Raw genomic sequence first — 24,467 nt, forward strand, 5'->3', positions numbered from 1 at the left:
GCGACAAGCGTCCGCCCGGACAAAAGCCCGCCGGGTGCTAAGCGGGATCCGCGACGGATTCCCAGGAGGTTTCCCGCAGTTCCCCTTCCTCCAGCAGTAGCCAGCGGGTGATGCCGAGGGACTCCAGGAACGGCAGGTCGTGGCTGGCCACGATCAGGGCGCCCTCGTAGGACTCCAGGGCCGTCGTCAGCCGGCGCACGCTCGCCATGTCCAGGTTGTTCGTCGGCTCGTCGAGCATGAGCAACTGCGGCGCGGGCTCCGCCAGCAGCAGCGCGGCCAGCGCGGCCCGGAAGCGTTCGCCGCCGGACAGCGTCGCCGCGAGCTGGTCGGCGCGGGCGCCCCGGAACAGGAAGCGGGCCAGCTGCGCCCGGATCCGGTTGTTGGTGGCACCCGGCGCGAGACGGGCCACGTTCTCGGCCACGCTCAGCTCGCCGTCGAGGATGTCCAGCCGCTGCGGCAGGAACCGCGCCGGCACATGGGTGGTCACCTCGCCCGAAACCGGCGGCAGCTCCCCGGCGACGGTGCGCAGCAGCGTCGTCTTGCCCGCCCCGTTGCGCCCGATCAGCGCGACCCGCTCAGGACCGCGCACGTCGAGACCTCTGTCGACGCGCGCGCCGTACGCCAGTTCCAGATCCCGCAGGGTGAGCACGGTACGGCCCGGCGGTACGGCCGTGTACGGCAGGTCGACGCGGATCTCGTCGTCGTCCCGCACCGCCTCCGCCGCCTCGTCGAGCCGTTCCCTGGCCTCGGCGAGCCGCTCCTCGTGCATGATGCGGTGCTTGCCCGCGGACTCCTGCGCCGCGCGCTTGCGGGCGCCCATGACGATCTTCGGCTCGCGCTTCTGGTCCCACATCTTCTGGCCGTACCGCTTGCGCCGGGCCAGCTTGACCTGGGCGTCGGCCAGTTCGCGCTGCTGCTTGCGCAGGTCCGCCTCGGCGACGCGCATCATGCGCTCGGCCGCCTCCTGCTCCAGGGCGAGGGCCTCCTCGTACGCCGAGAAGTTCCCGCCGTACCAGGTGACCTGGCCGGAGTTGAGGTCGGCGATCTGGTCGACGAGCTCCAGGAGTTCGCGGTCGTGGCTGACCACGACCAGCACGCCCGGCCAGGACTCGACGGCCGCGTACAGCCGGCGGCGCGCGTGCAGGTCGAGGTTGTTGGTCGGCTCGTCGAGCAGCAGCACGTCCGGCCGGCGCAGCAGCAGCGCGGCCAGCCGCAGCAGCACCGACTCGCCGCCCGAGACCTCGCCGATGGTGCGGTCCAGGTCGACGCGGCCGAGCCCGAGCTCGCCGAGGGTGGCCAGGGCGCGCTCCTCCACGTCCCAGTCGTCGCCGACCGTCTCGAAGTGCTCCTCGGCGACGTCACCGGCCTCGATGGCGTGCAGCGCGGCCCGCTGCGCGGCGATGCCGAGCGCCTCGTCGACCCGCAGCGCGGTGTCGAGCGTGACGTTCTGCGGAAGGTGTCCCACCTCGCCGGTGACGCGGACGGCACCGCCGGCCGGTTCGAGCTCGCCGGCGATCAGCTTCAACAGGGTGGACTTTCCCGAGCCGTTGACGCCGACCAGGCCGGTCCTGCCGGGTCCGAAGGCGACGTCGAGGCCGGTGAAGCCGGGGCTGCCGTCGGGCCAGGCGAAGGAGAGGGAGGTACAGGTGATGGATGAGGACATGCGCGCCTCGCGATGGCTGGGTGCGGTCAGGGGCAGACGCGTGTGAGACACCGCGGGGCGAGGTCACCGTGTGGAACGGGGGTCACGGGGCATGAGAAAAGCCCTGGGCCGGATTTCCTTCGGGACGGCTCGGACGCCGAGGTCGCGCGCCACGCACACACCTGACCGGTGCGACGCGGTGCCTCAGGACCTCAGACGAGCAACGTCCTTCTCCAATCGACGGCAACAGGACCGTTGCAAACGGTAGGAGGGACCGGGACACCTGTCAACGAAATAATGGGTGGGCCCGAGCCCCCCCCGGAAGGAGGCCCCGTGCCCGACGGTTCGCTCTCGCTGCCCGCCCGGCTCTACCTGCTGGCCTGGGACACCAAGCGGCTGAAGATCACCGGCACCGCCCAACTGCACCACCTGGTCCGGGCCGGTGCCCTGACCGAGCTGGCCCAGCGCGGACTGCTCGTCGACGACGACGGCATCGCCGCACCCGCCAACTTGGACACCGACACCGGGGACCCGGTGCTCGACGGACTGCTCGAACTCGTCCGGGAGTCCCGGCCCCGCCGCTGGAAGACCTGGGTGACGCTGCACGCCCGGACCACCCTCGACGCCGTGCGGGAGCAGCTGGCCGCCGAAGGGTTTCTGCGCGCCGAGCGGCGCCGGGTCCTCGGTGTCTTTTCGTCCGTGGACTACGCCCTGGAGCGCGTCGCCGTCGTGGACGCGCTGCGGGAGGAGGCACGCCGGGCGCTGGAGGGCCCGGTGCCGGCCGCGGAGGTCTCCGAACGTGACGCGGCCGTCGTCGCCCTCGCGGCCGCCGCCGAACTGCGCACCCTGGTGCCCGCCAAGGACCGCAAGCGCCACCGGCAGCGCATCGAGGAACTGACCGAGCGCAGCGGAGCCGCGGCCCCCGCGCTGCGCCGGGTGGTGCGCGAGGTGAGCGCGGCGGTGGTCATGGCGACCACGGCGGCCTCCGCCGCCGCGGCGAGCGGCTGACCGGGACCGTCCGGGCCCCGGGGCCGTCAGCCCCGGGCGCCCCGCCCACGGGCCCCGCATCGGGTGGGGGCGGTCAGCAGGCGTCCCGCATCAGCTCCGCCAGATCCTGGTCCAGGTCGAACTGGAGGTGCTCCAGACCGAGCGGCACCAGCTCGCTCGTGGCCTCCAGGAAGCGCCGTATCTCACCGCTGCGGACGTGCACCACGGCCGTGCCCTCGGGGGCGTGGAACTCCAGGACGGTGCGGTCGAAGCCGTACGGCCGCACCCGTACGTCGCCGTCGCCCTCGGGCTCCCGCAGACCGGCCGCCAGCAGGTCACGGGCGAAGAGCCAGCAGACATCCACGCCTTCGAGGGTGGCCGGGGCCGGGAAGGTCATCCGGACGGCGAACGGGTCGCGCCGGTCGTAGTGCAGCGTGGCGGGAATGCTGGGCATCCGTGGCATGGCGGAGACCAGGCGCGCCTCCACGAACTGCTCGATGTCGGTGGACATGGCCATGCTCCCTTGTGACGGCCGGACGAACCTCCGGTCGGATGAGGCCGGGCACTGGAAGAGACGACGGAAGCCGCCGATCCGTGCACACGAGGAGCCAGTGACCTCCGTCACCGCGTTCATTCACGGACGTGACACGGCTCTCGCGTCGCTCGACTGGAGGACTGGATATCGCCCGAAATGGCGAACCGATCCAGAATTGCCGGTATCCGTTCCTTGCACAGAGAGGAAGTGAACGGCATGCCACGCGGTTCCAGTTCCAAGCGCGAGCGCCAGTACGAGCACATCAAGCAGAGCGCGCAGGACCGGGGGGAGAGCACCGAACGCGCCAGGGAGATCGCCGCGCGCACGGTGAACAAGGAGCGTGCCCGCAGCGGCGAGTCGAAGACCGCCGGCCGCACCTCCACCCAGGACATGTCCTCCGGCAGGCGGGGCGGGCAGCGTTCGGGCCGGGGCTCCGAGGGGCCCACCTACGACCAGCTCTACGAGGAGGCCAAAAGGCGCAACATTCACGGCCGCTCGGACATGAACAAGCAGCAGCTGCGGCAGGCCCTGGGCAGAGGCTGACCACCGATGCCCAGTCGGGCGGGCCCGCCTCCGGTCAGGAACGCGGGCCCGCCCCGCCGTGCCGTACCCGGTGGCCGTACGCTCGGCCCATCATGACGACGACCGTACGCGTTCCCGCGGGCTGGCCCGCCACCGAGGAGCAGGCCCGCGCCGTCCAGGACGAGTCGCGCGAACGGGTGGTGCGGGACGAGCCCGGCCCGCCGCCCGGTACGGGCCACGTCACGGGGGTCGACGTGGCCTACGACGACGAGCGGGACCTCGTCGCGGCGGCGGCCGTCGTCCTGGACGCGGCCACCCTGCGCGTCGTCGCCGAGACCACCGCCGTCGGGCGGATCTCCTTCCCGTACGTGCCCGGGCTGCTGGCCTTCCGTGAGATCCCCACCGTGCTCGCCGCGCTGGACGCCCTGCCTTGCCCGCCCGGCCTGGTCGTCTGCGACGGCTACGGACTGGCCCACCCCCGGCGCTTCGGACTGGCGAGCCACCTCGGTGTGCTGACCGGACTGCCGACGATGGGTGTCGCCAAGAACCCGTTCACCTTCACCCACGAGGATCCGGACACCCCGCGGGGCAGCGCCTCCCCGCTGCTCGCCGGCGCCGACGAGGTCGGCCGGGCCCTGCGCACCCGGGACGGCGTCAAGCCGGTCTTCGTCTCCGTCGGCCACCGGGTGAGCCTGGACAACGCCTGCGCGCACACCCTCGCCCTCACCCCGAACTACCGCCTCCCGGAGACGACCCGCCGCGCCGACGCCCTGTGCCGCCGCGCCCTGCGCGAGGCCACGGAGGACAGGGCCTAGCGGGGCACGGGGGCGTGTGTCCGGCTTTGGGGCCCAGCTCCGAGGCCCAGCTCCGAGGCCCAGCTCCGAGGGCCAGCTCCGAGGGCCAGCTCCGAGGGCCGGCCCCGGGGTCCGGGTCCGAGGCCCGGTTTTGAGTACGCCATCTGAGTATCCGTACGGATGTGGCCACCGGGGGCCCCTGGGCAGGCTGTGGCGCATGACGACGCACCGTTCCCACAAGCCCCTCGCCGACCCGGCCCGCCCCGTCGAGCGTGCCGTGAACACCGCCCTGATCCTCGCCGCACTGGCGGGGCTCGGCTGGATAGCCGGGATGATCTGGACCGTGGCCGACTGGTCGCTGTAGCCCGGTGCCGTCGTAAGCCAGTCGGGTCTAGCGGCTCGTCGCGATCCGGAAGGTGATGCCCGCCCGGCGCAGGCGGTCGATGAGGGCGTCGCCCATGGCCACTGCCGTGGTGACCTGGCCCGCCGTCGGCGGGAGGTCGTCGAGCGCCAGTGCGAGCGCCGACTCGGCGAACATCTTCGCCGTCTCGCCGTACCCCGGATCGCCGCCCGCCACCTCGGTGAACACCCGCCGTCCGCCGCCCTCGCCCACGAACCGCACCGAGAACCAACTCCTGGCCCGCTTCTCCGCGCTGGGCCCCTCGCCGGGCTGCAGCCGTCCGGACAACCAGCGCCGGACGGGCGGCAGTTGGGCGGCGGCCAGGACCGCGCTGAGGGCGGCGGCGCCGCCCAAAGCGACCGGCAGGTGCCGCACGGCCGCGTAGTGGCGGTAGCGGAAGTCCGGGCCGTAACGTTCCAGCACGCGCGCGGAGCGCCGCACGATCTGCGGGTCGATGGTCGGCAGCGGCACCGCCCAGGCGCCGACCTCCCCGGCGAACCGCGGGGCGCCCGTCGGCGTGACCGCCCGCCGCCCCAGCAGCCGCGGCTCGTGCCGCGCCCGGTCCCGCGCGGCGGCCCGGACCTGCAGAGGGCGGGCGAACTGGCTGAGTGCCGACGCGAGGGTCCCACCCGAGAAGGCGGCGTCCGCCCGGACGAATCCGTCCACGGTCAGCGGTACGCCCTCCGGCAGCTGCCGGACGGTGAAGTACACGCCCAGGTCGGGCGGTATGGAGTCGAAGCCGCAGGCGTGCACCAGGCGTGCCCCGGTCTCTCGCGCGCGGGCGTCGTGCCGGACGTACACCAGGTCCACGAACTCGGGCTCGCCGCACAGGTCCAGGTAGTCCGTGCCGCTGTCGGCGCAGGCGGCGACGAGTTCCTCGCCCACGGCCGCGTACGGGCCCACGGTGGTGGCCAGCACGCGCGCCTGCCGGGCGAGGTCGCGCAGGGAGTCCGGGTCGGCCGCGTCCGCGCGCAGCACTCCGACGGACGCACCCGGGGGCAGCCGCTCGCGCAGTTCCCGGAGCCGCTCCTCGCTGCGTCCGGCGATGGCCCAGCGCAGCCCTTCGGGGGCGTGCGCGGCGAGGTACTCGGCGGTGAGCGCCCCCACGAAGCCGGTGGCTCCGAAGAGGACGATGTCGTACGGACGGTCGGAGTTCCTCAGCCTGCTCATGACACTCCTTGCTCTCACAGCCCGCGCCGCTGTCCCTGGCCGAGGCTAGCGTGAGGAGTGCGCGGTCCGGCGGCGAGGGCCCAGCGGTGAAGGCGCGGCGGCGCGGGATACGGCCACGAGGCCACCGGGTACGCCTCGGCTAAGCGCTTGCTCGCCAAGGGCTTGTATCCGCTGGAACACGTTCTTAGCATCATCGGTGTTACATCGGTTGTGTCACAGTGAGGGGACCTGATGGCAACGGCAGAGGCGGCGGGGCGGCACGGCCCGCTGACCGGTGTGCGCGTGGTCGAACTGGCCGGCATCGGCCCCGGCCCGTTCGCCGCGATGCTGCTGGCCGACCTGGGCGCCGACGTCGTCAGGGTGGACCGCCCCGGCGGCGCCGGACTGGGCATCGACCCCGCCCACGACATCACCAACCGCAACAAGCGCTCCGTGGTCGTCGACCTGAAGTCCCCGGGCGGCCCCGCCCGCGTCCTCGACCTCGCCGCCCGCGCCGACATCCTCATCGAGGGCTACCGACCCGGCGTCGCCGAGCGCCTCGGCGTCGGCCCCGCGGCCTGCCACGCCCGCAACCCGCGGCTGGTCTACGGCCGGATGACCGGATGGGGTCAGGACGGGCCGCTCGCCCCGCGCGCGGGACACGACATCGCCTACATCGCCGTGACCGGCACCCTCGGCATGATCGGCGAACCGGACACGCCCCCGGCCGTCCCCGCCAACCTCCTCGGCGACTACGCCGGCGGCTCCCTCTACCTCGTGGTCGGCGTCCTCGCCGCCCTGCACCACGCGCGCGCGACCGGCACCGGCCAGGTCGTGGACGCCGCGATCGTCGACGGCACCGCCCACCTCTCCGCGATGATCCACGGCATGCTCGCCGCCGGCGCCTGGCAGGACCGCCGCGGGGCCAACCTCCTGGACGGCGGCTGCCCGTACTACGGCACCTACGAGACCGCGGACGGCCGGTACATGGCGGTCGGCGCCCTGGAGCAGCGGTTCTACGACGAGTTCACCGGACTGCTCGGCCTGGCGGAGCACGCCGGGGCCCGTACCGACCACACCCGCTGGGGGGAACTGCGCGAGGCGGTCGCCACCCGCTTCAAGTCCCGCACCCAGCAGGAGTGGACCGCGGTCTTCGAGGGCTCCGACGCCTGCGTGGCCCCCGTGCTGTCGCTGCGCGAGGCCCCGCACCACCCCCTCCTCGCCGCCCGCGGCACCTTCACGGAGCACGCCGGCCTCACCCAGCCCGCCCCCGCGCCCCGCTTCTCCGCCACCCCCACCGCCGTCCGCACCGGCCCCGCCCGGCCCGGCGACGGCACGGCGGCCGTGGCCCGCGACTGGGACCTGCCCGCACTCCTGGAGGACGGGACGGACGGGATGGACGGGAAGCGCGGGATGGTCGGGACGGACGGGAAAGCAGATGACGGGGAGGACGGCTCCTGAACGGACCCACGACCACGACACGTTCCCCCGACCCGCCCAGGCTCCTCCCCACCGCCCCCAGGACACCACCCTCGTCGAAAGGCTTGTCAGTGAGCACCGAAGCGTACGTGTACGACGCGATCCGCACCCCGCGCGGGCGCGGCAAGGCCAACGGCGCCCTGCACGGCACGAAGCCCATCGACCTGGTCGTCGGCCTCATCCACGAGATCCGCGACCGCTTCCCCGGGCTCGACCCGGCCGCCGTCGACGACATCGTGCTCGGCGTCGTCGGCCCGATCGGCGACCAGGGCTCCGACATCGCCCGGATCGCCGCCATCGCCGCGGGACTGCCGGACACGGTGGCCGGTGTGCAGGAGAACCGCTTCTGCGCCTCCGGCCTGGAGGCCGTCAACCTGGCCGCCGCCAAGGTGCGCTCGGGCTGGGAGGACCTGGTCCTCGCGGGCGGCGTCGAGTCGATGTCCCGGGTGCCGATGGCCTCCGACGGCGGCGCCTGGTTCAACGACCCGATGACCAACCTCGCCGTCAACTTCGTACCGCAGGGCATCGGCGCCGACCTGATCGCCACCATCGAGGGCTTCTCCCGGCGGGACGTCGACGAGTACGCGGCCCTGTCCCAGGAGCGCGCGGCCACCGCCTGGAAGGAGGGCCGCTTCGACCGCTCCGTCGTCCCGGTCAGGGACCGCAACGGGCTCGTCGTCCTCGACCACGACGAGCATCCGCGCCCCGGCACCACCGCCGACTCGCTGGCGGCGCTCAAGCCGTCCTTCGCGGACATCGGCGAGCTGGGCGGCTTCGACGCCGTCGCCCTGCAGCAGTACCACTGGGTGGAGAAGATCGACCACGTCCACCACGCGGGCAACTCCTCCGGCATCGTGGACGGCGCCTCGCTCGTCGCCGTCGGCTCCCGCGAGGTCGGCGAGCGGTACGGACTCACCCCCCGCGCGCGGATCGTCTCCGCCGCCGTCTCCGGCTCCGAGCCCACCATCATGCTCACCGGGCCCGCTCCCGCCACCCGCAAGGCGCTCGCCAGGGCCGGCCTGACCATCGACGACATCGACCTCGTCGAGATCAACGAGGCGTTCGCGGCGGTCGTGCTGCGCTTCGTGAAGGACATGGGCCTGTCCCTGGACAAGATCAACGTCAACGGCGGCGCCATCGCGCTGGGCCACCCGCTCGGCGCCACCGGCGCGATGATCCTCGGCACCCTCGTCGACGAACTGGAGCGCCAGGACAAGCGCTACGGCCTCGCGACCCTCTGCGTCGGCGGCGGCATGGGCGTCGCCACGATCGTCGAGCGCGTCTGACCCGCCCCCAGCGGCGCCCTCAGAACCCAGACTTCAACGGAGACCCCGACATGACCGAGAGCACCACCATCCGCTGGGAGCAGGACGACACCGGCGTCGTCACCCTCGTCCTCGACGACCCCGATCAGTCCGCGAACACCATGAACCAGGCGTTCCGCGACTCCCTCGCCGCCGTCGCCGACCGACTGGAGACGGAGCGGGAATCCGTCCGCGGCATCATCCTCACCTCCGCGAAGAAGACCTTCTTCGCGGGCGGTGACCTGCGCGACCTGATCCGGGTCACCCCGGACACCGCCCAGGAGCTCTTCGACGGCGGCCTCGCGCTCAAGCGGAACCTGCGCCGTATCGAGACCCTGGGCAAGCCGGTCGTCGCCGCGATCAACGGCGCGGCCCTGGGCGGCGGTTACGAACTCGCCCTGGCCTGCCACCACCGGATCGCGCTCGACACCCCCGGTACGAAGATCGGCTGCCCCGAGGTGACCCTCGGCCTGCTTCCCGGCGGCGGCGGGGTCGTCCGCACCGTACGGCTGCTGGGCATCACCGACGCCCTGCTCAAGGTGCTGCTCCAGGGCACCCAGTACAACGCGCGGCGCGCCCAGGAGAACGGGCTCGTCGACGAAGTGGCCACCTCCCAGGACGAGTTGCTGGCCAGGGCTCGCGCCTTCATCGACGCCAACCCCGAGTCCGGGCAGCCCTGGGACAAGCCCGGCTACCGCATCCCGGGCGGCACCCCGGCGAACCCGAAGTTCGCCGCCAACCTGCCCGCGTTCCCGGCCGGCCTGCGCAAGCAGACGAACGGCGCCCCCTACCCGGCCCCGCGCAACATCCTGGCCGCCGCCGTCGAGGGCGCCCAGGTCGACTTCGAGACCGCCCAGGTCATCGAGGCCCGCTACTTCGTGGAGCTGGCCGCGGGGCAGACCTCGAAGAACATGATCCAGGCGTTCTTCTTCGACCTCCAGGCCGTCAACTCCGGCGCCAGCCGGCCCCAGGGCGTCGAACCCCGCCAGGTCCGCAAGGTGGCCGTCCTCGGCGCCGGGATGATGGGCGCGGGCATCGCCTACGCGTGCGCCCGCGCGGGCATCGAGGTCGTCCTGAAGGACGTGTCCCCGGAGGCCGCCGCCAAGGGCAAGAGCTACTCGGAGAAGCTGTGCGCCAAGGCCGTGGCCAAGGGCCGTACCAGCCAGGAGAAGGCGGACGCGGTGCTCGCCCGCATCACGCCCACCGCGGAGGCCGCCGACCTCGCGGGCTGCGACGCGGTGATCGAGGCCGTCTTCGAGGACCCGGCGCTCAAGCACAAGGTGTTCCAGGAGATCGAGCAGGTCGTCGCGCCGGACGCGCTGCTGTGCTCCAACACCTCCACCCTGCCGATCACCCTGCTCGCCGAAGGCGTGGAGCGCCAGGCCGACTTCATCGGGCTGCACTTCTTCTCACCCGTGGACAAGATGCCCCTGGTCGAGATCATCAAGGGCGAGCGCACTGGCGACGAGGCGCTGGCCCGCGCCTTCGACCTGGTCCGGCAGATCAACAAGACCCCGATCGTCGTCAACGACTCGCGAGGCTTCTTCACCTCCCGGGTCATCGGCCAGTTCATCAACGAGGGCGTGGCGATGGTCGGCGAGGGCGTCGAGCCTGCGTCCATCGAGCAGGCGGCGGCCCAGGCGGGCTACCCCGCCAAGGTGCTGTCCCTGATGGACGAGCTGACCCTCACCCTGCCCCGGAAGATCCGGGCCGAGTCGCGGCGAGCGGTGGAGGAGGCGGGCGGCACCTGGACCCCGCATCCCGCGGACACGATCGTCGACCGCATGGTCGACGAGTTCGGCCGCACCGGCCGCAGCGGCGGCGCCGGCTTCTACGACTACGGCGAGGACGGCACTCGCGCCGGACTGTGGCCGGGTCTGCGTGAGCACTTCACGACACCGGGGTACGAGATCCCGTTCCGGGACATGCAGGAGCGCATGCTCTTCGCCGAGGCGCTCGACACGGTCAGGCTCCTGGAGGAGGGCGTCCTGACCTCCGTCGCCGACGCCAACATCGGCTCGGTCCTCGGCATCGGCTTCCCGGGCTGGACCGGCGGGGTGCTGCAGTACATCAATGGCTACGAGGGCGGTCTGCCCGGCTTCGTGGGACGCGCGCGGAAACTCGCCGAGCGCTACGGCGAGCGGTTCACCCCGCCGGCGCTGCTGGTGGCGAAGGCGGAGAGGGGGGAGACCTTCACCGACGCGCGCTGACGGGCCGCTCAGCCGGACTGCGGCTCCTGAGGCCCCCGGGGATCCGCTCCCCGGGGGCCCTCCCGCCCGGCCGTGTCCAACCACTCCCGCAGCTCCTCCTTCAGTGAGCGCTGGAAGGTGGTGAGCAGGGCCTGCACCACCAGGGGGTGCATATGGGCGGAGAGGGACTTCACGTCGCGGGTGTCGCGTTCGGCGACGGCGTCGCGCAGCAGCTTCGACAGCTCGTGGGCGGCCGTACGCGCGTGCTCGGTCAGCACCGTGCGGGCGGCGAGGATCGTCTCCTGGGACAGGGGTACGTCGAGGAGCTCCACGCCGAGTCGCAGCAGACCGGAGTCGACGCGGAAGGACTCGCCGTCGCCCTCGACGACGTTCATCGCGGCCAGCCGCCGGACGTCCTCCTCGGCGAGCGGCCGGCCGGCCCGGCGCTCCAGCTCGCGCCGGGACAGCGACTCCACGGTGTCCGGCGCCCAGGACGCGACCACCGCGCGGTGGATGGCGAGGTCGTGCGGGGTGAGGTCCGGCGGCAGCTGCCGCAGATGGCGTTCGATCGCGGCGAGCGTCATGCCCCGCAGCTGCATCTCCTCGATCAGCGCCAGGCGCGCCAGGTGCTCCTGGCCGTAGCGGCCCACCCGGCGCGGGCCGATCACCGGCGGCGGCAGCAGGCCCCGGCCGCTGTAGAAGCGGACCGTGCGCACCGTGACGCCGGCCCGTGCGGCCAGCTCGTCGATCGTGAGGGTCGGCTCGTCGGTGTCGGTCGTCATCGCAGCAGTATCGCTGTCCCACCGACGCTGTGAAAGGCCCTGACCTGCTGATGTACGGCTGGTGGCCGATGAGTGAATGACGCGTGTGAGAAGTCCCGCTCTGTGACGTACGCCATCGCAGGGGAATCGACCGCCAGGGAAGCTGCCGTTCTGGTCTGTGCCGCGACATGGGTGGTGCGGGCCGCGACACGTACGGACACCCGGGCGCACGCTGCCCGGGGCACCAGAAAGTGGAACCACCCTTGAGCAAGGATGCCGTGCCCACGGCACAGGTCGCCTCCCACCCCCAGGCGACCGGGACGCCCGCCGACGCGGGCGACGCCGGATACAGCAAGGACCTCAAGCACCGCCACGTCAACATGATCGCCATCGGCGGGGCGATCGGCACCGGCCTCTTCCTCGGCGCGGGCGGCCGCCTGCACAACGCGGGACCCGCGCTGGCGCTGGCCTACCTCGTCTGCGGCGTCTTCGCGTTCTTCGTCGTCCGGGCCCTCGGTGAGCTGGTCCTGTACCGGCCCTCGTCCGGCTCGTTCGTGTCGTACGCGCGCGAGTTCCTCGGCGAGAAGGGCGCCTACGTCGCCGGCTGGATGTACTTCCTGAACTGGTCGACGACCGGTATCGCCGACATCACGGCGATCGCGCTCTACACGCACTACTGGAGCATGTTCACGTCCGTCCCGCAGTGGGTGCTCGCGCTGATCGCCCTCGCCGTGGTCCTCGCCGTGAACCTGATCTCGGTGAAGATCTTCGGCGAGATGGAGTTCTGGTTCGCGATCGTCAAGGTCGCCACCCTGGTCGGCTTCATGCTGATCGGCGTCTTCCTGCTGGCCACGCAGCACGACGTCGGCGGCCGGACCCCGGGCCTGAGCTCCATCACCGACCACGGCGGGTTCTTCCCGCACGGCGTGATGCCGGTCGTCCTCGTCATGCAGGGCGTGATCTTCGCCTACTCCGCCCTGGAGATGATCGGTGTCGCCGCCGGTGAGACCGCCGAGCCGGAGAAGATCATCCCGCGCGCGGTGAACTCGATCATGTGGCGGGTGGGCCTGTTCTACGTCGGCTCGGTCATCCTGCTCGCCCTGCTGCTGCCCGGTTCGGTCTACTCGGCCGGGGAGAGCCCCTTCGTCACCGTCCTGTCGAGGATCGGCGTCCCGGCGGCCGGCGACGTCATGAACCTCGTCGTCCTCACGGCCGCCATGTCGTCGCTGAACTCCGGCCTGTACACCACCGGCCGCATCCTGCGTTCCATGGCCGCGGCGGGCTCCGCTCCGAAGTTCACCGGGGTGATGAGCCGCACCCGGGTCCCCTACGGCGGCATCCTCCTGACCTGCGCGGTCTGTGTACTCGGCGTCGGCCTGAACTACCTCATGCCCAGCCAGGCCTTCGAGATCGTGCTGAACGTCGCCTCCCTCGGCATCGTCAGCACCTGGGTGACCATCATGATCTGCCACCTGGTCTTCGTCCGCCGCGCCAAGGCCGGCCTGCTCACCCGCCCGCACTTCCGCCTTCCCGGCAGCCCGGTCACCGAGATCGCCACGATCGCCTTCTTCGTCGGCTGTCTTGCCATGATGTGGAACGACCCCGAGGTGGGCCGCAAGACCCTCCTGCTGATCCCGCTGATCGCCCTGCTCCTGGTGGCCGGCTGGTTCGGCGTCCGCCGCCGCGTCTCCCGGACGGCCGACCGGGAGCTCTCCGAAATCACGGAGTAACGGCCCCACCCCGCTGTCAGTGGCACCCCCTACGGTGGCGTCATGCCGGAGATCACATACATCCGGGGTGACGCCACCGCGCCCTCGGCCGAGGGCGTCAAAGTGATCGCCCACGTCTGCAACGACATCGGCGGCTGGGGGAGGGGCTTCGTCCAGGCCCTCTCCCGGCGCCGGCCGGAGCCGGAGGCCGCCTACCGGGCCTGGCACCGGGACCGTGCGGACAACGACTTCGGCCTTGGTGCCGTCCAGCTCGTCCGGGTGGAGCCGGATGTGTGGGTGGCCAACATGATCGGCCAACGCGGCGTCCGGCGGAGAGGCGAGGCCGTCGCGCCCGTGCGGTACGAGGCGATCGACACCGCACTGGACCGGCTCGCCGTCCGTGCGGTCGAGCTCGGCGCGTCCGTTCACATGCCCCGAATAGGCTGCGGCCTGGCCGGCGGCACCTGGGACCGGATCGAGCCGCTGATCGACGAACGGCTGGTGCGCCGGTGGATCGCGGTGACGGTGTACGACCACGAGGGGTGAGGCCGGGCGGCCCGGGGTCTGTCCCTGCCGCCCGGCCGTGGTTCACCTCGTATGCACGTCGTTCGTCGCCTCGATCTTCTTCCACGACCTCGGCTGCTCGGGAGCGGCCGGCGTCTTCGCCAGGGACGCCGCGCGCGCCGCGGGTGCGGCCGGCTTGGACGGCTGGAACAGCCAGGTGTCGAAGAGGGCCGTGAGCGGCTTGCCGGAGACCTTCTCGGCGTACTTCTGGAAGTCGGCCACGGAGGCGTTGCCGTAGGCGTGCTTCTTCGGCCAGCCCTTCAGGAGGGCGAAGAACGCCTTGTCGCCGATCTCGTTGCGCAGCGCCTGGACGGCGAGCGCGCCCCGGTCGTAGACCGCGATGTCGAACTGGTCGTCCGGACCCGGGTCGCCCGGCGCGACCGTCCAGAAGGGGTCGTCGGCGGGGTGCGAGGCGTACACCCAGTCCGCCAGTTCCTGCGCGGTGCCCTCGCCCTCGTGCTCGGACCACAGCCACTGGGCGTAGCGCGCGAAGCCCTCGTTGATCCAGATGTCCTTCCAGCCCTTGAGCGACACGCTGTCGCCGTACCACTGGTGGGCCAGCTCGTGCACGACGACGGACGTGTTGGAGCCCTTCGCGAACTGCCTCGGGCTGTAGTACACCAGGGTCTGCGTCTCCAGCGCGTACCCGGTCGTCGTGTTCGGCACGTAGCCGCCGGCCGAGCTGAACGGATACGGCCCGAAATAGCCGCTCAGCCAGTCGACGATCTCCCCGGTGCGCTCGACGCTCGCCCGCGCCGCCCCGGCGTTGTCGCCGAGGTCCCTGCTGTAGGCGTTGAGGACGGGGACGCCGTCCTCCGAGGTGCCCGTCGTGATGTCGAACTTCCCGATCGCGAGCGTGGCCAGATACGTGGCCTGCGGCTTGTTCTGGCGCCAGTTGTACCGGGTCCAGCCGAGCTGCGAGCTCGTCGACTGGAGGGTGCCGTTGGAGATCGCCTGCGTGCCGTCCGGCACGGCCACCGACACGTCGTAGGTGGCCTTGTCGCTCGGGTGGTCGTTGCTCGGGAACCACCACCAGGCCGCCTCCGGCTCGTCCGCCGCGATCCCGCCGTCCGGGGTGCGGTGCCAGGTGGTGAAGCCGTACGCGCTCTTCCTGGACGGCACCCCGCTGTAGCGGACCACCACCGTGATCGGCGTGTTCCTGGCCAGCGGCTTCTTCGGGGTGACCACCAGTTCGTGCTGGCCGGAGGTGGTGAAGGCGGCCGTCGCGCCGTTGACCCGCACCTCGCTGACGTCCAGCAGAAAGTCCAGGTCGAAGCTGGACAGGTCCTGCGTGGTCCGCGCCTCGATCGTCGCCGTGCCCTCCAGTTCGTCCGTGGCCGGCTGGTACTTCAGCCTGAGGGCGTAGTGGGAGACGTCGTATCCGCCGTTGCCGTAGTACGGGTAGTAGGGGTCGCCGATGCCCGGTGCGCCGGGGGAGTGGCTCGCCGCCGATGCCGGGATCGCCAGCAGCAGGGTGGCCGCCGCCAGTGCGCCCGGCGCGATCATTCTGCGGTGCACGTCAGCTCCAAGTCGTAGGGACACGAGGTTCGTTCGGAGCCTATTGAGTCCCGATGGTCACAGGCATGTCCATGCCCACCGCTGTCACACGATCGCCATCCGGCCGTCATGAGTGAAACATGCTCAGGGGTCTTTCCGGCCCCAGCCCGCTCAGACGGCCGGGTACGCCAGCGCGGCCGCCCGGCGCGCACAGCCCCAGGCCACGGTGACCCCGGCCCCGCCGTGCCCGTAGTTGTGCACCAGCACCCGCCCGCCCGGCAGTTCCTCGCGCTCCAGCCGTACCGCGTGCCGGGACGGCCGCAGCCCGACCCTGTGCTCCAGCACCCGCGCCCCGGCGATCTCCGGCCGGAGGGCCGCGCACCGCTCGACGATCCGCTCGGCCACCGCCGGATCGGGCGTCAGCGACCAGTCGTCCTCCTCGGCCGTGCCGCCGAGCAGGAGCCGGCCCGGCTGCGGGAAGACGTAGGTGGGGGACTGCGAGGCGGGGTCGACGGACGTCAGCCACGTCGTGATCCCCGGGTTCTCCACGACGACGAGCTGACCGCGCACGGGACGCATCGCGGGATCGGGGACGAGTTCACGGGCGCCGAGGCCGGCGCAGTTCACGACGACGGGGGCGTCGACCGCCGCCAGATCGGTCACTTCCCGTTCCTCCACGATGCCGCCCGCCGCGGTCAACCGCTCCCGCAGCCACGGCAGATGAGCCGACATGTCGATCAGCGGAAGCCGCGCCCACAGCGCCGTGCCCGCCGCCCACTCCCCGGCGTGCGCCGGGCGCAGACCGGGCACCCGCGACGCCCACGGCCCCAGCGAGTCGAGCCGCGTCCCGCCGTGCACGCCCTCGACCAGGCGTACGCCCGTCTCGTCGGGACGCCCGGCCAACTCCTCGTACACCGCCAGGGATTCGAGCGACCACTCCCCGACGAGCGACTCCGGCTCGATCCGGTACGGCCACCACAGCGCGCCGGCGACCGCCGACGTCGTCCGCTCGGCCGGCTCACGCGTCCACACCCGCACCCGCCGGCCGCGCTCGGCCAGCACGACGGCCGTCGTCAGCCCGACGACGCCGCCGCCGACCACCGTCACCTCGATACCCGGCCCACTGTCCACGCGGCGCACGGTAGCGGAAGGCGCACACCGTGCTCACCTCGCCCCCGGGCCGGGAATACTCATGGCATGCCTGCCGAGTACACGACCTTCGGCCTGGCCCCGGCGACGCGTCCCGGGGAGATCCTCGCCGACGGCGGTCACCAGCTCCACCGGGACTTCGTGGACTTCGTCGTGGACGGACGGCCCCTGCTCTTCCGGCTCGCCGACCTGGACGCGGTCTCCCCGCTCGCCTCCGACATCCCGCCCGCGATCCTCGCCGCCCAGGTGCGCGGCCTGCTGCTGGAGAGCGAGGCGCCGCTGCCGGGCGGCCGGTACCTCGTCTACGGCTGCCCCGAGTGCGAGGACCTGGCCTGCGGCGCGGTCACCGCCGTCATCGAGAGGTCCGGCGCTGACGAGGCGGACTACGTCTGGCGGGACTTCGCCTGGCAGACGGACGAACATGCCGACCTGGAACGGGACGGCTACCACGGCATCGGCCCGTTCCGTTTCGCCGGCGCCGAGTACCGCGCGGCACTGGGCGCGCTGCTGGACGGCGGCGGCCCCACGCCCCGCCGCCGGGTGCTGCTCGTCGGGGCCCGGGTCGCCGCCCTCGCCAGACTCGCCGCCGCCCTGCGCGCCATCGGCATCGGCGCCGACATCACCCGCGACGCGCTCCACGTCCACGCCGACGAACTGCGCCAGTACGGTGCCGTCGCCTTCGGTCCGGCGGTCGGCCCGGCCGAACGCGCCGCCGTCCGGGGCGCCTTCGAGCGCGCGGGCGCCGACGTGGCCTACGTCGACGGGCCGGCCCCGATCGTGCCGCTCCTGGTCGCCCAGATCGAACAGGCCCTGGACCGCGGTCCCGTGGAGCGGCGCCGGCTGACCCGGTTGGCGGCCGCAGACGGCGTGGCGGACGTCGAGGTCACCTCCGCCTGCCGGATCCGGCTCACCGTCCACCGCCTCGACCGGTTCCACCGCAGCCACACCCAGGAGGTCTTCGACGGCGTCCTGGAGCCGGGCCGGCACCGGCTCGCGCTGGACGCCGGGGCGGTGAAGGGCAGGTCCTTCGTGGTGGCGCGGACGGCAGGGGGCGTGATGGTGGCGGCGGTGGCGCACTGAGCGCGCCGGGGCACGGCCATTAGGATCGGTCCTCTGATGACTGCCACCCTCGTTGCCAAGAACCTCGCCGCCGGGCACGGCGACCGCGCGCTGTTCGCCGGACTGGACCTCGTCGTCGCGCCCGGGGACGTGATCGGGCTGGTCGGCGCCAACGGCGCGGGCAAGTCCACGCTGCTCAGGATGCTCGCCGGGCTGAGCACCCCGGAGCAGGGCGAGATCACCCTGTCCCCGCCGACGGCGAGCGTCGGGCACCTTCCCCAGGAGCCGGAGCGGAGGCCAGGGGAGACCGTACGGGAGTTCCTCGCCCGGCGCACCGGGGTGGCCGGGGCCCAGCGGGCGATGGACGAGGCCACGCAGGCCCTCGTCGAGGGAGCGCCGGGCGCGGACGACGCGTACGCGACCAGCCTGGAGCGGTGGCTCGGCCTCGGCGGCGCCGACCTCGACGAACGCGCCGAGGAGGTCGCCGATTCGCTCGGCCTGGCCGTCGGCCTCGACCAGCCCATGACGTCCCTCTCGGGCGGCCAGGCGGCCCGCGCCGGACTCGCCTCGCTGCTGCTGTCCCGCTACGACGTCTTCCTGCTCGACGAGCCGACCAACGACCTCGACCTGGCCGGCCTGGAGCGCCTGGAGCGGTTCGTGACCGGGCTGCGCGCCGGGACGGTCGTCGTCAGCCACGACCGCGAGTTCCTTGTGCGTACCGTCACCAAGGTCCTCGAACTCGACCTCGCCCAGGGCCGGATCAACCTCTACGGCGGCGGATACGCGGCCTATCTGGAGGAGCGGGAGGTGGCCCGCCGGCACGCCCGCGAGGACTACGAGGAGTACGCCGACAAGCGGGCCGCCCTCCAGGACCGTGCCCAGACGCAGCGCGCCTGGATGGACAAGGGCGTGAAGAACGCCCGGCGCAAGGCGGGCAATGACAACGACAAGATCGGCCGCAAGTTCCGCAGCGAGGCCAGTGAGAAGCAGGCCGCGAAGGCGCGCCAGACCCAGCGCATGATCGAGCGCCTCGAGGTCGTCGAGGAGCCCCGCAAGGAGTGGGAGCTGCGCATGGAGATCGCGTCGGCCCCGCGGTCGGGCGCGGTCGTCGCCACGCTCCGGGACGCGGAGGTGCGCCGCGGCGGCTTCGTACTCGGCCCGGTGTCCCTCCAGATCGACTGGGCGGACCGGGTGGCGGTCACGGGCGCCAACGGCGCGGGCAAGTCGACGCTGCTGGGCGCGCTGCTGGGGCGGATCCCGGTGGACGCCGGGCACGCGGCCCTGGGCTCAGGTGTGCTGGTCGGCGAGGTCGACCAGGCCCGCCGCCTCTTCCACGGCCCCGAGTCCCTGCTGGACGCCTTCTGCGCGGCGGTGCCGGACACCGAGCCGGTGGAGGCGCGCACGCTGCTCGCCAAATTCGGCCTGAAGGCGGACCATGTGACGCGTCCCGCCGCGACGCTCTCCCCGGGTGAGCGCACCCGGGCCGCGCTCGCCCTCCTCCAGGGCCGGGGCGTCAACCTCCTGGTCCTGGACGAGCCCACCAACCACCTGGACCTGCCGGCCATCGAGCAACTGGAATCGGCCCTGGACTCCTACCAGGGCACCCTCCTGCTGGTCACCCACGACCGTCGCATGCTCGACGCCGTACGCGTCACCCGCCGGCTGGAGGTCGCCGCGGGCAAAGTGACGGAACGCTAGTGCTGTGACCGGCAAGGTTTGCCGGGCGTAGCGAGCCGGTGAACCTTTCCGGTTCGCAGCACCAGGCCATTTCCTGCCTTGGCCGGACCCGGGGTGAACGCTCCGATGCGGGGTCTTACACTCGGTCACCGTTGCCCGGCGGAACGAAACCGCAGATCGGAAGGCATGGTCACCCATGTTCCAAGACGCCCCCATTTATCACCAACTCGTAGCCGAGCGAGGCGACGTGCCCGCACGCGTACGGGACGCGGCCACGGCCATACACAGGCAACTCGAGGACGTGATGCGAACAGGGCGGCCCAACGCCGCCTTCCAGCCAGGCCCGCCGCCCCCAGGCGCGACCCCACGCCCCCACTCGGAACTCCCCCCAGGCCAGCACCCGCCGCGATAACGCTCCGCTGTCACGTGCCGGGCCAACGGGTGGCCCTTGTCGCCCCGTCGACGGTCCTGCCGCTACGGGGCGGTCAACGGCCCCAGCTGGTACAGCCCGGTCAACTGCCGCCGTCCCGGCCGGTGAAGGGGTGGCCGGTAGCAGTCGGGCGATGTCCGTTGTTGCGGGTGGGTCAATGGCCTGCCGACACTGCCGGGCCAACGGGGCGCTGTTGTCGCCCCGTTGATGGTCCGCTGCCACGGGGCGATCTGCGGCTCACCCGGGTTCAGCCGGGTCAACTGCCGCCGCCGGCCGGCGACTGCCCGCGGCTACCAGCTCGTCAGTGGCGCGCCACCACCGGCGGCTCGACTGCCCGCCGCCACCGGCCCGCCGTCCCCGGCCGGTTCAGGAGGTCCGGCCCGGACCCGCCCACCGGTGGTGAGGCGAGTCCGGGCCGGGTGGGTCAGCGGCGGGTGTTCTTCGGGTCGACGAGGCCCGCGCGGCGCAGGGCGTCGGCCATCGCGCTGTTGGCGGGCGGGGGTGCCTGGCGGGAGCCGCCGCCACCACCGCCACCGCGGCCCTGGCGCTGCTGCGGCGGGCGCCCGCCGCGCCGGCGGCGCTCGCCGCCGTCGCCCTGCCCCTGACGGTCCTGCGCCGCCGCCTCGTCGTCCAGACGCAGCGTCAGCGAGATCCGCTTGCGCGGGATGTCGACCTCCAGCACCTTCACCTTGACGATGTCACCGGGCTTGACGACGTCCCGCGGATCCTTCACGAACTGCTTCGACATCGCCGAGACGTGCACCAGACCGTCCTGGTGGACGCCGACGTCGACGAACGCGCCGAAGGCCGCCACGTTCGTCACCACGCCCTCCAGGACCATCCCGGACGCCAGGTCGGAGATCTTCTCGACGCCCTCCTTGAAGGTGGCCGTCTTGAACGCGGGCCGCGGGTCGCGCCCCGGCTTCTCCAGCTCCCGCAGGATGTCCGTCACCGTCGGCAGACCGAACGTGTCGTCCACGAAGTCGGCCGCCCTGAGCGAGCGCAGCACCCCGGTGTTGCCGACGAGCGAGGCGACCTCCTGGCCCGCGGTCTTCACCATCCGGCGGACCACGGGGTAGGACTCGGGGTGCACGCTGGAGGAGTCCAGCGGGTCGTCGCCGCCGCGGATCCGCAGGAAGCCCGCGCACTGCTCGTAGGCCTTCGGACCGAGCCGCGAGACGTTCTTCAGCTGCGCCCGCGACGTGAACGGCCCGTTGGCGTCCCGGTGCGCCACGATGTTCTCCGCGAGTCCCGAGGTGACGCCGGAGACGCGCGCGAGCAGCGGCACGGACGCGGTGTTCACGTCCACGCCGACGCCGTTCACACAGTCCTCGACCACCGCGTCCAGGGAGCGGGACAGCTTCACCTCGGACAGGTCGTGCTGGTACTGGCCGACACCGATCGACTTGGGGTCGATCTTGACCAGTTCGGCCAGCGGGTCCTGGAGCCGGCGGGCGATGGAGACCGCGCCGCGCAGGGAGACGTCCATGTCGGGCAGTTCCCGCGAGGCGTACGGCGACGCCGAGTACACCGAGGCGCCCGCCTCCGACACCATCACCTTGGTGAGCTTCAGCTCCGGGTGCCTGGTGATGACGTCGGCGGCCAGCTTGTCGGTCTCCCGGGACGCCGTGCCGTTGCCGATCGCGATCAGCTCGACCGCGTGCTCCTTGGCCAGCCGGGCCAGCTTGGCGACGGCCTCGTCCCACCGGTTGGCCGGCACATGCGGGTGGACGACGTCGGTGGCGACGACCTTGCCGGTCGCGTCGACCACGGCGACCTTCACACCCGTACGGAACCCGGGGTCCAGGCCGAGGGTCGAGCGGGTGCCGGCCGGCGCGGCGAGCAGCAGGTCGCGCAGGTTGGCCGCGAACACGTTCACCGCCTCGTCCTCCGCGGCCGTGCGCAGCCGAAGGCGCAGGTCGATGCCCAGGTGGACGAGGATCCGGGTGCGCCAGGCCCAGCGGACCGTGTCCTGGAGCCACTTGTCGGCGGGCCGGCCGCGGTCGCCGATCCCGAACCGGTGGGCCACCATCCCCTCGTACGAGGACGGGCCGTCCACCGGCTCCTCCGGCTCCAGGACGAGGTCCAGGACCTCCTCCTTCTCGCCCCGCAGCATCGCCAGGATCCGGTGCGAGGGCAGTTCGGTGAACGGCTCGGCGAAGTCGAAGTAGTCGGCGAACTTGGCGCCCGCCTCCTCCTTGCCCTCCCGCACCTTGGCGGCCAGCCGCCCGCGCCCCCACATGCGCTCGCGCAGCTCGCCGATCAGGTCGGCGTCCTCCGAGAACCGCTCGGTGAGGATCGCCCGCGCGCCGTCCAGGGCCGCCTGCGGATCGGCGACGCCCTTGTCCGCGTCGACGAAGGCGGCGGCCGCCGCGAGCGGATCCACGCCCGGGTCGCCGAGCAGACCCTCGGCCAGCGGCTCCAGGCCCGCCTCCCGGGCGATCTGCGCCTTGGTCCGCCGCTTCGGCTTGTACGGCAGGTACACGTCCTCCAGCCGCGCCTTGGTCTCGGCGCCGCGGATCTGCGCCTCCAGTTCCTCGGTGAGCTTGCCCTGCTCGCGCACCGACTCCAGGATCGCCGTCCGCCGCTCCTCCAGTTCCCGCAGATAGCGCAGCCGCTCCTCGAGCGTGCGCAGTTGCGCGTCGTCGAGCATCTCGGTCGCTTCCTTGCGGTAGCGGGCGATGAAGGGCACCGTCGAACCGCCGTCCAGCAGCTCCACGGCGGCCTTGACCTGCCGCTCCCGTACGCCGAGCTCCTCGGCGATCCTGCCCTCGATGGACGCTGTGAGGGGTGTCGTCACGATCCCGTACCGCCTTCTCCACTCCGGTGTGCGCCGCAATTGTGGCAGGCCCCGCAGACAACCGGGCCGCAGGGCGCCACCCGGCGAGGCGCACCCCTGCCGCCGCTCGCACCGGCGGAGACGGGGCGGGTGTGGCGGGAAAGGTGGGAAACCCGTCATTGCGGCCATCCTCCGGGCCGCGAAGAATCGGTCGCATGGCGCAGCGAACCGTTCTCGTCGTCCTCTTCGACGGCGTCCAGAGTCTCGACGTCACCGGCCCCGTGGAGGTCTTCACCGGTGCCGTCCGGCACGTACCGGGGGCGTACCGCATCCACACGGCCTCCCTGGACGGCGGTCCCGTACGCAGTTCCAGCGGCCTGACCCTGGTACCGGACTCGCCGCTCGCCGAGGCGCCCGCGCCGCACACGCTGCTCGTGCCCGGCGGGGAGGGGACCCGCCGGCCGGACCCGCGTCTGGTCGACTGGGTCCGCGCGCACGGGCCGGGGGCCGCGCGCCTGGTCTCGGTGTGCACCGGCGCGATCCTGCTGGCCGAGGCGGGCCTGCTGGACGGCCGCCGGGCCACGACCCACTGGGCGTACTGCGCCAAGCTCGCCCGCGACCACCCCGCCGTCGAGGTCCACGCCGACCCGGTCTACGTGCGCGACGGGGACGTGGCGACGTCGGCCGGCGTGACCTGCGGCATCGACCTGACCCTCGCGCTCGTCGAGGAGGACCTCGGCCGCGACGTCGCGCTGAGCGTCGCCCGCCACCTGGTGGTCTTCCTGCGCCGGCCCGGCAACCAGGCCCAGTTCAGCGCCCAGCTCGCCGCGCAGACGGCACGGCGCGAGCCCCTGCGGGACGTACAGCAGTGGATCACCGAGCATCCGGCGGACGACCTGTCCGTCGAGGCGCTCGCCGCCCGTGCCCGCCTCTCGCCGCGCCACTTCGCCCGCGCGTTCCGGGCGGAGACCGGTACGACCCCCGGCCGCTACGTCGACCGGGTCCGCCTCGAACACGCCCGCCGGCTGCTGGAGGACACCGCCGACGGCGTCGAGGAGATCTCCCGCGCCAGCGGCTACGGCACACCGGAGGCCATGCGGCGCGCGTTCGTCAAGGCGCTGGGCGCCGCCCCGGCCGAGTACCGGCGGCGGTTCCGCCCCGCTCCCGCCACCACCTGACACCCACCGGAGGGAAATCCGTGCAGATCGCCATCGTCCTGTTCGACCGCTTCACCGCCCTGGACGCCGTGGGCCCGTACGAGACACTCGGCAGGCTCCCCGGCGCGCGGACCGTCTTCGTCGCCGAACGGACCGGACCCGTCCGCACCGAGACCGGGCACCTCGCGCTCACCGCCGACCGGACCCTGGACGAGGTCACGGACCCCGGCATCGTCGTCGTCCCGGGCGGCCCCGGCCAGGCGTCGCAGATGGAGAACGAGACCCTGCTGGACTGGCTGCGCACCGCCGACGCCACCAGCTCCTGGACCACCTCCGTGTGCACCGGCTCGCTGCTGCTCGCGGCCGCCGGACTCCTGGACGGCCGCCGCGCCACCTCGCACTGTCTGGCCCTCGACCAGCTGAGGCGCTTCGGCGCCGAGCCCACGGGGGAGCGGGTCGTCCTCGACGTCAAGTACGTCACGGCCGCCGGCGTCTCCTCGGGCATCGACATGGGCCTGACGCTGCTCGGCCGGATCGCCGGCGACGAACACGCCCAGGCCGTCCAACTGCTGACCGAGTACGACCCTCAGCCGCCTTACGACGCCGGATCCCCGGAGAAGGCGCCCGCGCACCTCGTCGAGGAGTTCCGCACCAACAGCCGCTTCGCGCTGACGTAGGCGGCCG

The 24,467-nt window shown here is 72.6% G+C and carries 20 protein-coding genes; 13 read left to right on the forward strand and 7 right to left on the reverse strand.

Features of this window, described 5'->3' with window-relative positions; translation table 11 throughout:
- Nucleotides 1–37: 37 nt before the first annotated feature.
- Entirely contained in the window at nt 38–1,663 is a 1,626-nt protein-coding gene (locus ABZ818_RS03995; RefSeq protein WP_361410366.1) for an ABC-F family ATP-binding cassette domain-containing protein, read from the reverse strand.
- 312 nt (nt 1,664–1,975) lie between these two features.
- Here ABZ818_RS03995 and ABZ818_RS04000 point away from each other — a divergent pair, with 312 nt between their 5' ends.
- The gene (locus ABZ818_RS04000; RefSeq protein ID WP_361410369.1) at nt 1,976–2,650 is read left to right on the forward strand and encodes a GPP34 family phosphoprotein; all 675 of its coding nucleotides are present in this window, start codon (nt 1,976–1,978) and stop codon (nt 2,648–2,650) included.
- Nucleotides 2,651–2,723: 73 nt separating this feature from the next.
- Here ABZ818_RS04000 and ABZ818_RS04005 read toward each other — a convergent pair whose 3' ends face one another.
- Nucleotides 2,724–3,140 carry an SsgA family sporulation/cell division regulator gene (locus ABZ818_RS04005; protein ID WP_361410372.1) on the reverse strand — a complete coding sequence of 139 codons (417 nt, stop codon included), beginning with the start codon at nt 3,138–3,140 and terminating at the stop codon, nt 2,724–2,726.
- A gap of 240 nt (nt 3,141–3,380) precedes the next feature.
- Here ABZ818_RS04005 and ABZ818_RS04010 point away from each other — a divergent pair, with 240 nt between their 5' ends.
- From ABZ818_RS04010 to ABZ818_RS04020, 3 genes are all read left to right on the forward strand, one after another.
- Complete coding sequence (locus ABZ818_RS04010; RefSeq protein WP_361410375.1) at nt 3,381–3,707, forward strand: plasmid stabilization protein; 327 nt, start codon at nt 3,381–3,383, stop codon at nt 3,705–3,707.
- Between the two features lie 92 nt (nt 3,708–3,799).
- Complete coding sequence (locus ABZ818_RS04015; protein WP_361410378.1) at nt 3,800–4,501, forward strand: endonuclease V; 702 nt, start codon at nt 3,800–3,802, stop codon at nt 4,499–4,501.
- Nucleotides 4,502–4,697: 196 nt separating this feature from the next.
- Nucleotides 4,698–4,844 (forward strand): hypothetical protein, encoded by a 147-nt coding sequence (locus tag ABZ818_RS04020; protein WP_361410381.1) that lies wholly within the window; start codon nt 4,698–4,700, stop codon nt 4,842–4,844.
- Between the two features lie 27 nt (nt 4,845–4,871).
- On the opposite strand, the gene ABZ818_RS04025 is transcribed toward ABZ818_RS04020, so the two are convergent.
- Nucleotides 4,872–6,050 (reverse strand): saccharopine dehydrogenase NADP-binding domain-containing protein, encoded by a 1,179-nt coding sequence (locus tag ABZ818_RS04025; protein WP_361410384.1) that lies wholly within the window; start codon nt 6,048–6,050, stop codon nt 4,872–4,874.
- A 231-nt stretch (nt 6,051–6,281) separates the two neighbouring features.
- On the opposite strand from ABZ818_RS04025, the gene ABZ818_RS04030 reads away from it, so the two are divergent.
- The 3 genes from ABZ818_RS04030 to ABZ818_RS04040 all read left to right on the forward strand — a co-directional run bounded on the left by ABZ818_RS04030 (nt 6,282) and on the right by ABZ818_RS04040 (nt 11,022).
- On the forward strand, nt 6,282–7,490 hold the full coding sequence (locus ABZ818_RS04030; protein ID WP_361410387.1) for a CaiB/BaiF CoA-transferase family protein: 1,209 nt from the start codon (nt 6,282–6,284) through the stop codon (nt 7,488–7,490).
- 89 nt (nt 7,491–7,579) lie between these two features.
- Nucleotides 7,580–8,794: an acetyl-CoA C-acetyltransferase gene (locus ABZ818_RS04035; RefSeq protein WP_361410390.1), complete on the forward strand. Its 1,215-nt coding sequence runs from the start codon at nt 7,580–7,582 to the stop codon at nt 8,792–8,794.
- A 50-nt stretch (nt 8,795–8,844) separates the two neighbouring features.
- On the forward strand, nt 8,845–11,022 hold the full coding sequence (locus tag ABZ818_RS04040) for a 3-hydroxyacyl-CoA dehydrogenase NAD-binding domain-containing protein (protein ID WP_361410393.1): 2,178 nt from the start codon (nt 8,845–8,847) through the stop codon (nt 11,020–11,022).
- A gap of 8 nt (nt 11,023–11,030) precedes the next feature.
- Here the strand turns inward: ABZ818_RS04040 and ABZ818_RS04045 are convergent, their stop codons facing one another.
- Nucleotides 11,031–11,783 carry a MerR family transcriptional regulator gene (locus tag ABZ818_RS04045; RefSeq protein WP_361410396.1) on the reverse strand — a complete coding sequence of 251 codons (753 nt, stop codon included), beginning with the start codon at nt 11,781–11,783 and terminating at the stop codon, nt 11,031–11,033.
- A gap of 242 nt (nt 11,784–12,025) precedes the next feature.
- Between ABZ818_RS04045 and ABZ818_RS04050 the strand changes: the two genes are divergently transcribed.
- The gene (locus ABZ818_RS04050) at nt 12,026–13,492 is read left to right on the forward strand and encodes an amino acid permease (RefSeq protein WP_361410399.1); all 1,467 of its coding nucleotides are present in this window, start codon (nt 12,026–12,028) and stop codon (nt 13,490–13,492) included.
- Between the two features lie 42 nt (nt 13,493–13,534).
- The gene (locus ABZ818_RS04055; protein ID WP_361410402.1) at nt 13,535–14,017 is read left to right on the forward strand and encodes a macro domain-containing protein; all 483 of its coding nucleotides are present in this window, start codon (nt 13,535–13,537) and stop codon (nt 14,015–14,017) included.
- Between the two features lie 42 nt (nt 14,018–14,059).
- On the opposite strand, the gene ABZ818_RS04060 is transcribed toward ABZ818_RS04055, so the two are convergent.
- Nucleotides 14,060–15,553 carry a M1 family metallopeptidase gene (locus tag ABZ818_RS04060; protein ID WP_361410405.1) on the reverse strand — a complete coding sequence of 498 codons (1,494 nt, stop codon included), beginning with the start codon at nt 15,551–15,553 and terminating at the stop codon, nt 14,060–14,062.
- 150 nt (nt 15,554–15,703) lie between these two features.
- Nucleotides 15,704–16,639 carry an FAD-dependent oxidoreductase gene (locus ABZ818_RS04065; RefSeq protein ID WP_361410513.1) on the reverse strand — a complete coding sequence of 312 codons (936 nt, stop codon included), beginning with the start codon at nt 16,637–16,639 and terminating at the stop codon, nt 15,704–15,706.
- 90 nt (nt 16,640–16,729) lie between these two features.
- Between ABZ818_RS04065 and ABZ818_RS04070 the strand changes: the two genes are divergently transcribed.
- Nucleotides 16,730–17,761: an oxidoreductase gene (locus ABZ818_RS04070; RefSeq protein WP_361410408.1), complete on the forward strand. Its 1,032-nt coding sequence runs from the start codon at nt 16,730–16,732 to the stop codon at nt 17,759–17,761.
- Between the two features lie 36 nt (nt 17,762–17,797).
- Complete coding sequence (locus ABZ818_RS04075) at nt 17,798–19,438, forward strand: ABC-F family ATP-binding cassette domain-containing protein (protein WP_361410410.1); 1,641 nt, start codon at nt 17,798–17,800, stop codon at nt 19,436–19,438.
- Nucleotides 19,439–20,271: 833 nt separating this feature from the next.
- Here the strand turns inward: ABZ818_RS04075 and ABZ818_RS04080 are convergent.
- Nucleotides 20,272–22,647, reverse strand: a complete 2,376-nt coding sequence (locus tag ABZ818_RS04080; RefSeq protein WP_361410413.1) for a Tex family protein — start codon at nt 22,645–22,647, stop codon at nt 20,272–20,274.
- 194 nt (nt 22,648–22,841) lie between these two features.
- On the opposite strand from ABZ818_RS04080, the gene ABZ818_RS04085 reads away from it, so the two are divergent.
- Nucleotides 22,842–23,804 (forward strand): GlxA family transcriptional regulator, encoded by a 963-nt coding sequence (locus tag ABZ818_RS04085; RefSeq protein WP_361410416.1) that lies wholly within the window; start codon nt 22,842–22,844, stop codon nt 23,802–23,804.
- Between the two features lie 20 nt (nt 23,805–23,824).
- On the forward strand, nt 23,825–24,460 hold the full coding sequence (locus tag ABZ818_RS04090) for a DJ-1/PfpI family protein (protein ID WP_361410419.1): 636 nt from the start codon (nt 23,825–23,827) through the stop codon (nt 24,458–24,460).
- Nucleotides 24,461–24,467 lie beyond the last annotated feature (7 nt).

Origin of the sequence: Streptomyces sp. NPDC047453 (genome assembly GCF_040643155.1) — a bacterium.
In the GTDB taxonomy this organism is placed as follows: Bacteria; Actinomycetota; Actinomycetes; order Streptomycetales; family Streptomycetaceae; genus Streptomyces.

Bases quoted from the DNA above. Each gene is read 5' to 3' on its own strand.
- ABZ818_RS04045 (WP_361410396.1), bottom strand. From the start codon at position 11,783: ATGACGACCGACACCGACGAGCCGACCCTCACGATCGACGAGCTGGCC.
- ABZ818_RS04075 (WP_361410410.1), top strand. From the start codon at position 17,798: ATGACTGCCACCCTCGTTGCCAAGAACCTCGCCGCCGGGCACGGCGAC.
- ABZ818_RS04030 (WP_361410387.1), top strand. From the start codon at position 6,282: ATGGCAACGGCAGAGGCGGCGGGGCGGCACGGCCCGCTGACCGGTGTG.
- ABZ818_RS04020 (WP_361410381.1), top strand. From the start codon at position 4,698: ATGACGACGCACCGTTCCCACAAGCCCCTCGCCGACCCGGCCCGCCCC.
- ABZ818_RS04025 (WP_361410384.1), bottom strand. From the start codon at position 6,050: ATGAGCAGGCTGAGGAACTCCGACCGTCCGTACGACATCGTCCTCTTC.
- ABZ818_RS04015 (WP_361410378.1), top strand. From the start codon at position 3,800: ATGACGACGACCGTACGCGTTCCCGCGGGCTGGCCCGCCACCGAGGAG.
- ABZ818_RS04005 (WP_361410372.1), bottom strand. From the start codon at position 3,140: ATGTCCACCGACATCGAGCAGTTCGTGGAGGCGCGCCTGGTCTCCGCC.
- ABZ818_RS04070 (WP_361410408.1), top strand. From the start codon at position 16,730: ATGCCTGCCGAGTACACGACCTTCGGCCTGGCCCCGGCGACGCGTCCC.
- ABZ818_RS04055 (WP_361410402.1), top strand. From the start codon at position 13,535: ATGCCGGAGATCACATACATCCGGGGTGACGCCACCGCGCCCTCGGCC.
- ABZ818_RS03995 (WP_361410366.1), bottom strand. From the start codon at position 1,663: ATGTCCTCATCCATCACCTGTACCTCCCTCTCCTTCGCCTGGCCCGAC.
- ABZ818_RS04085 (WP_361410416.1), top strand. From the start codon at position 22,842: ATGGCGCAGCGAACCGTTCTCGTCGTCCTCTTCGACGGCGTCCAGAGT.
- ABZ818_RS04010 (WP_361410375.1), top strand. From the start codon at position 3,381: ATGCCACGCGGTTCCAGTTCCAAGCGCGAGCGCCAGTACGAGCACATC.
- ABZ818_RS04040 (WP_361410393.1), top strand. From the start codon at position 8,845: ATGACCGAGAGCACCACCATCCGCTGGGAGCAGGACGACACCGGCGTC.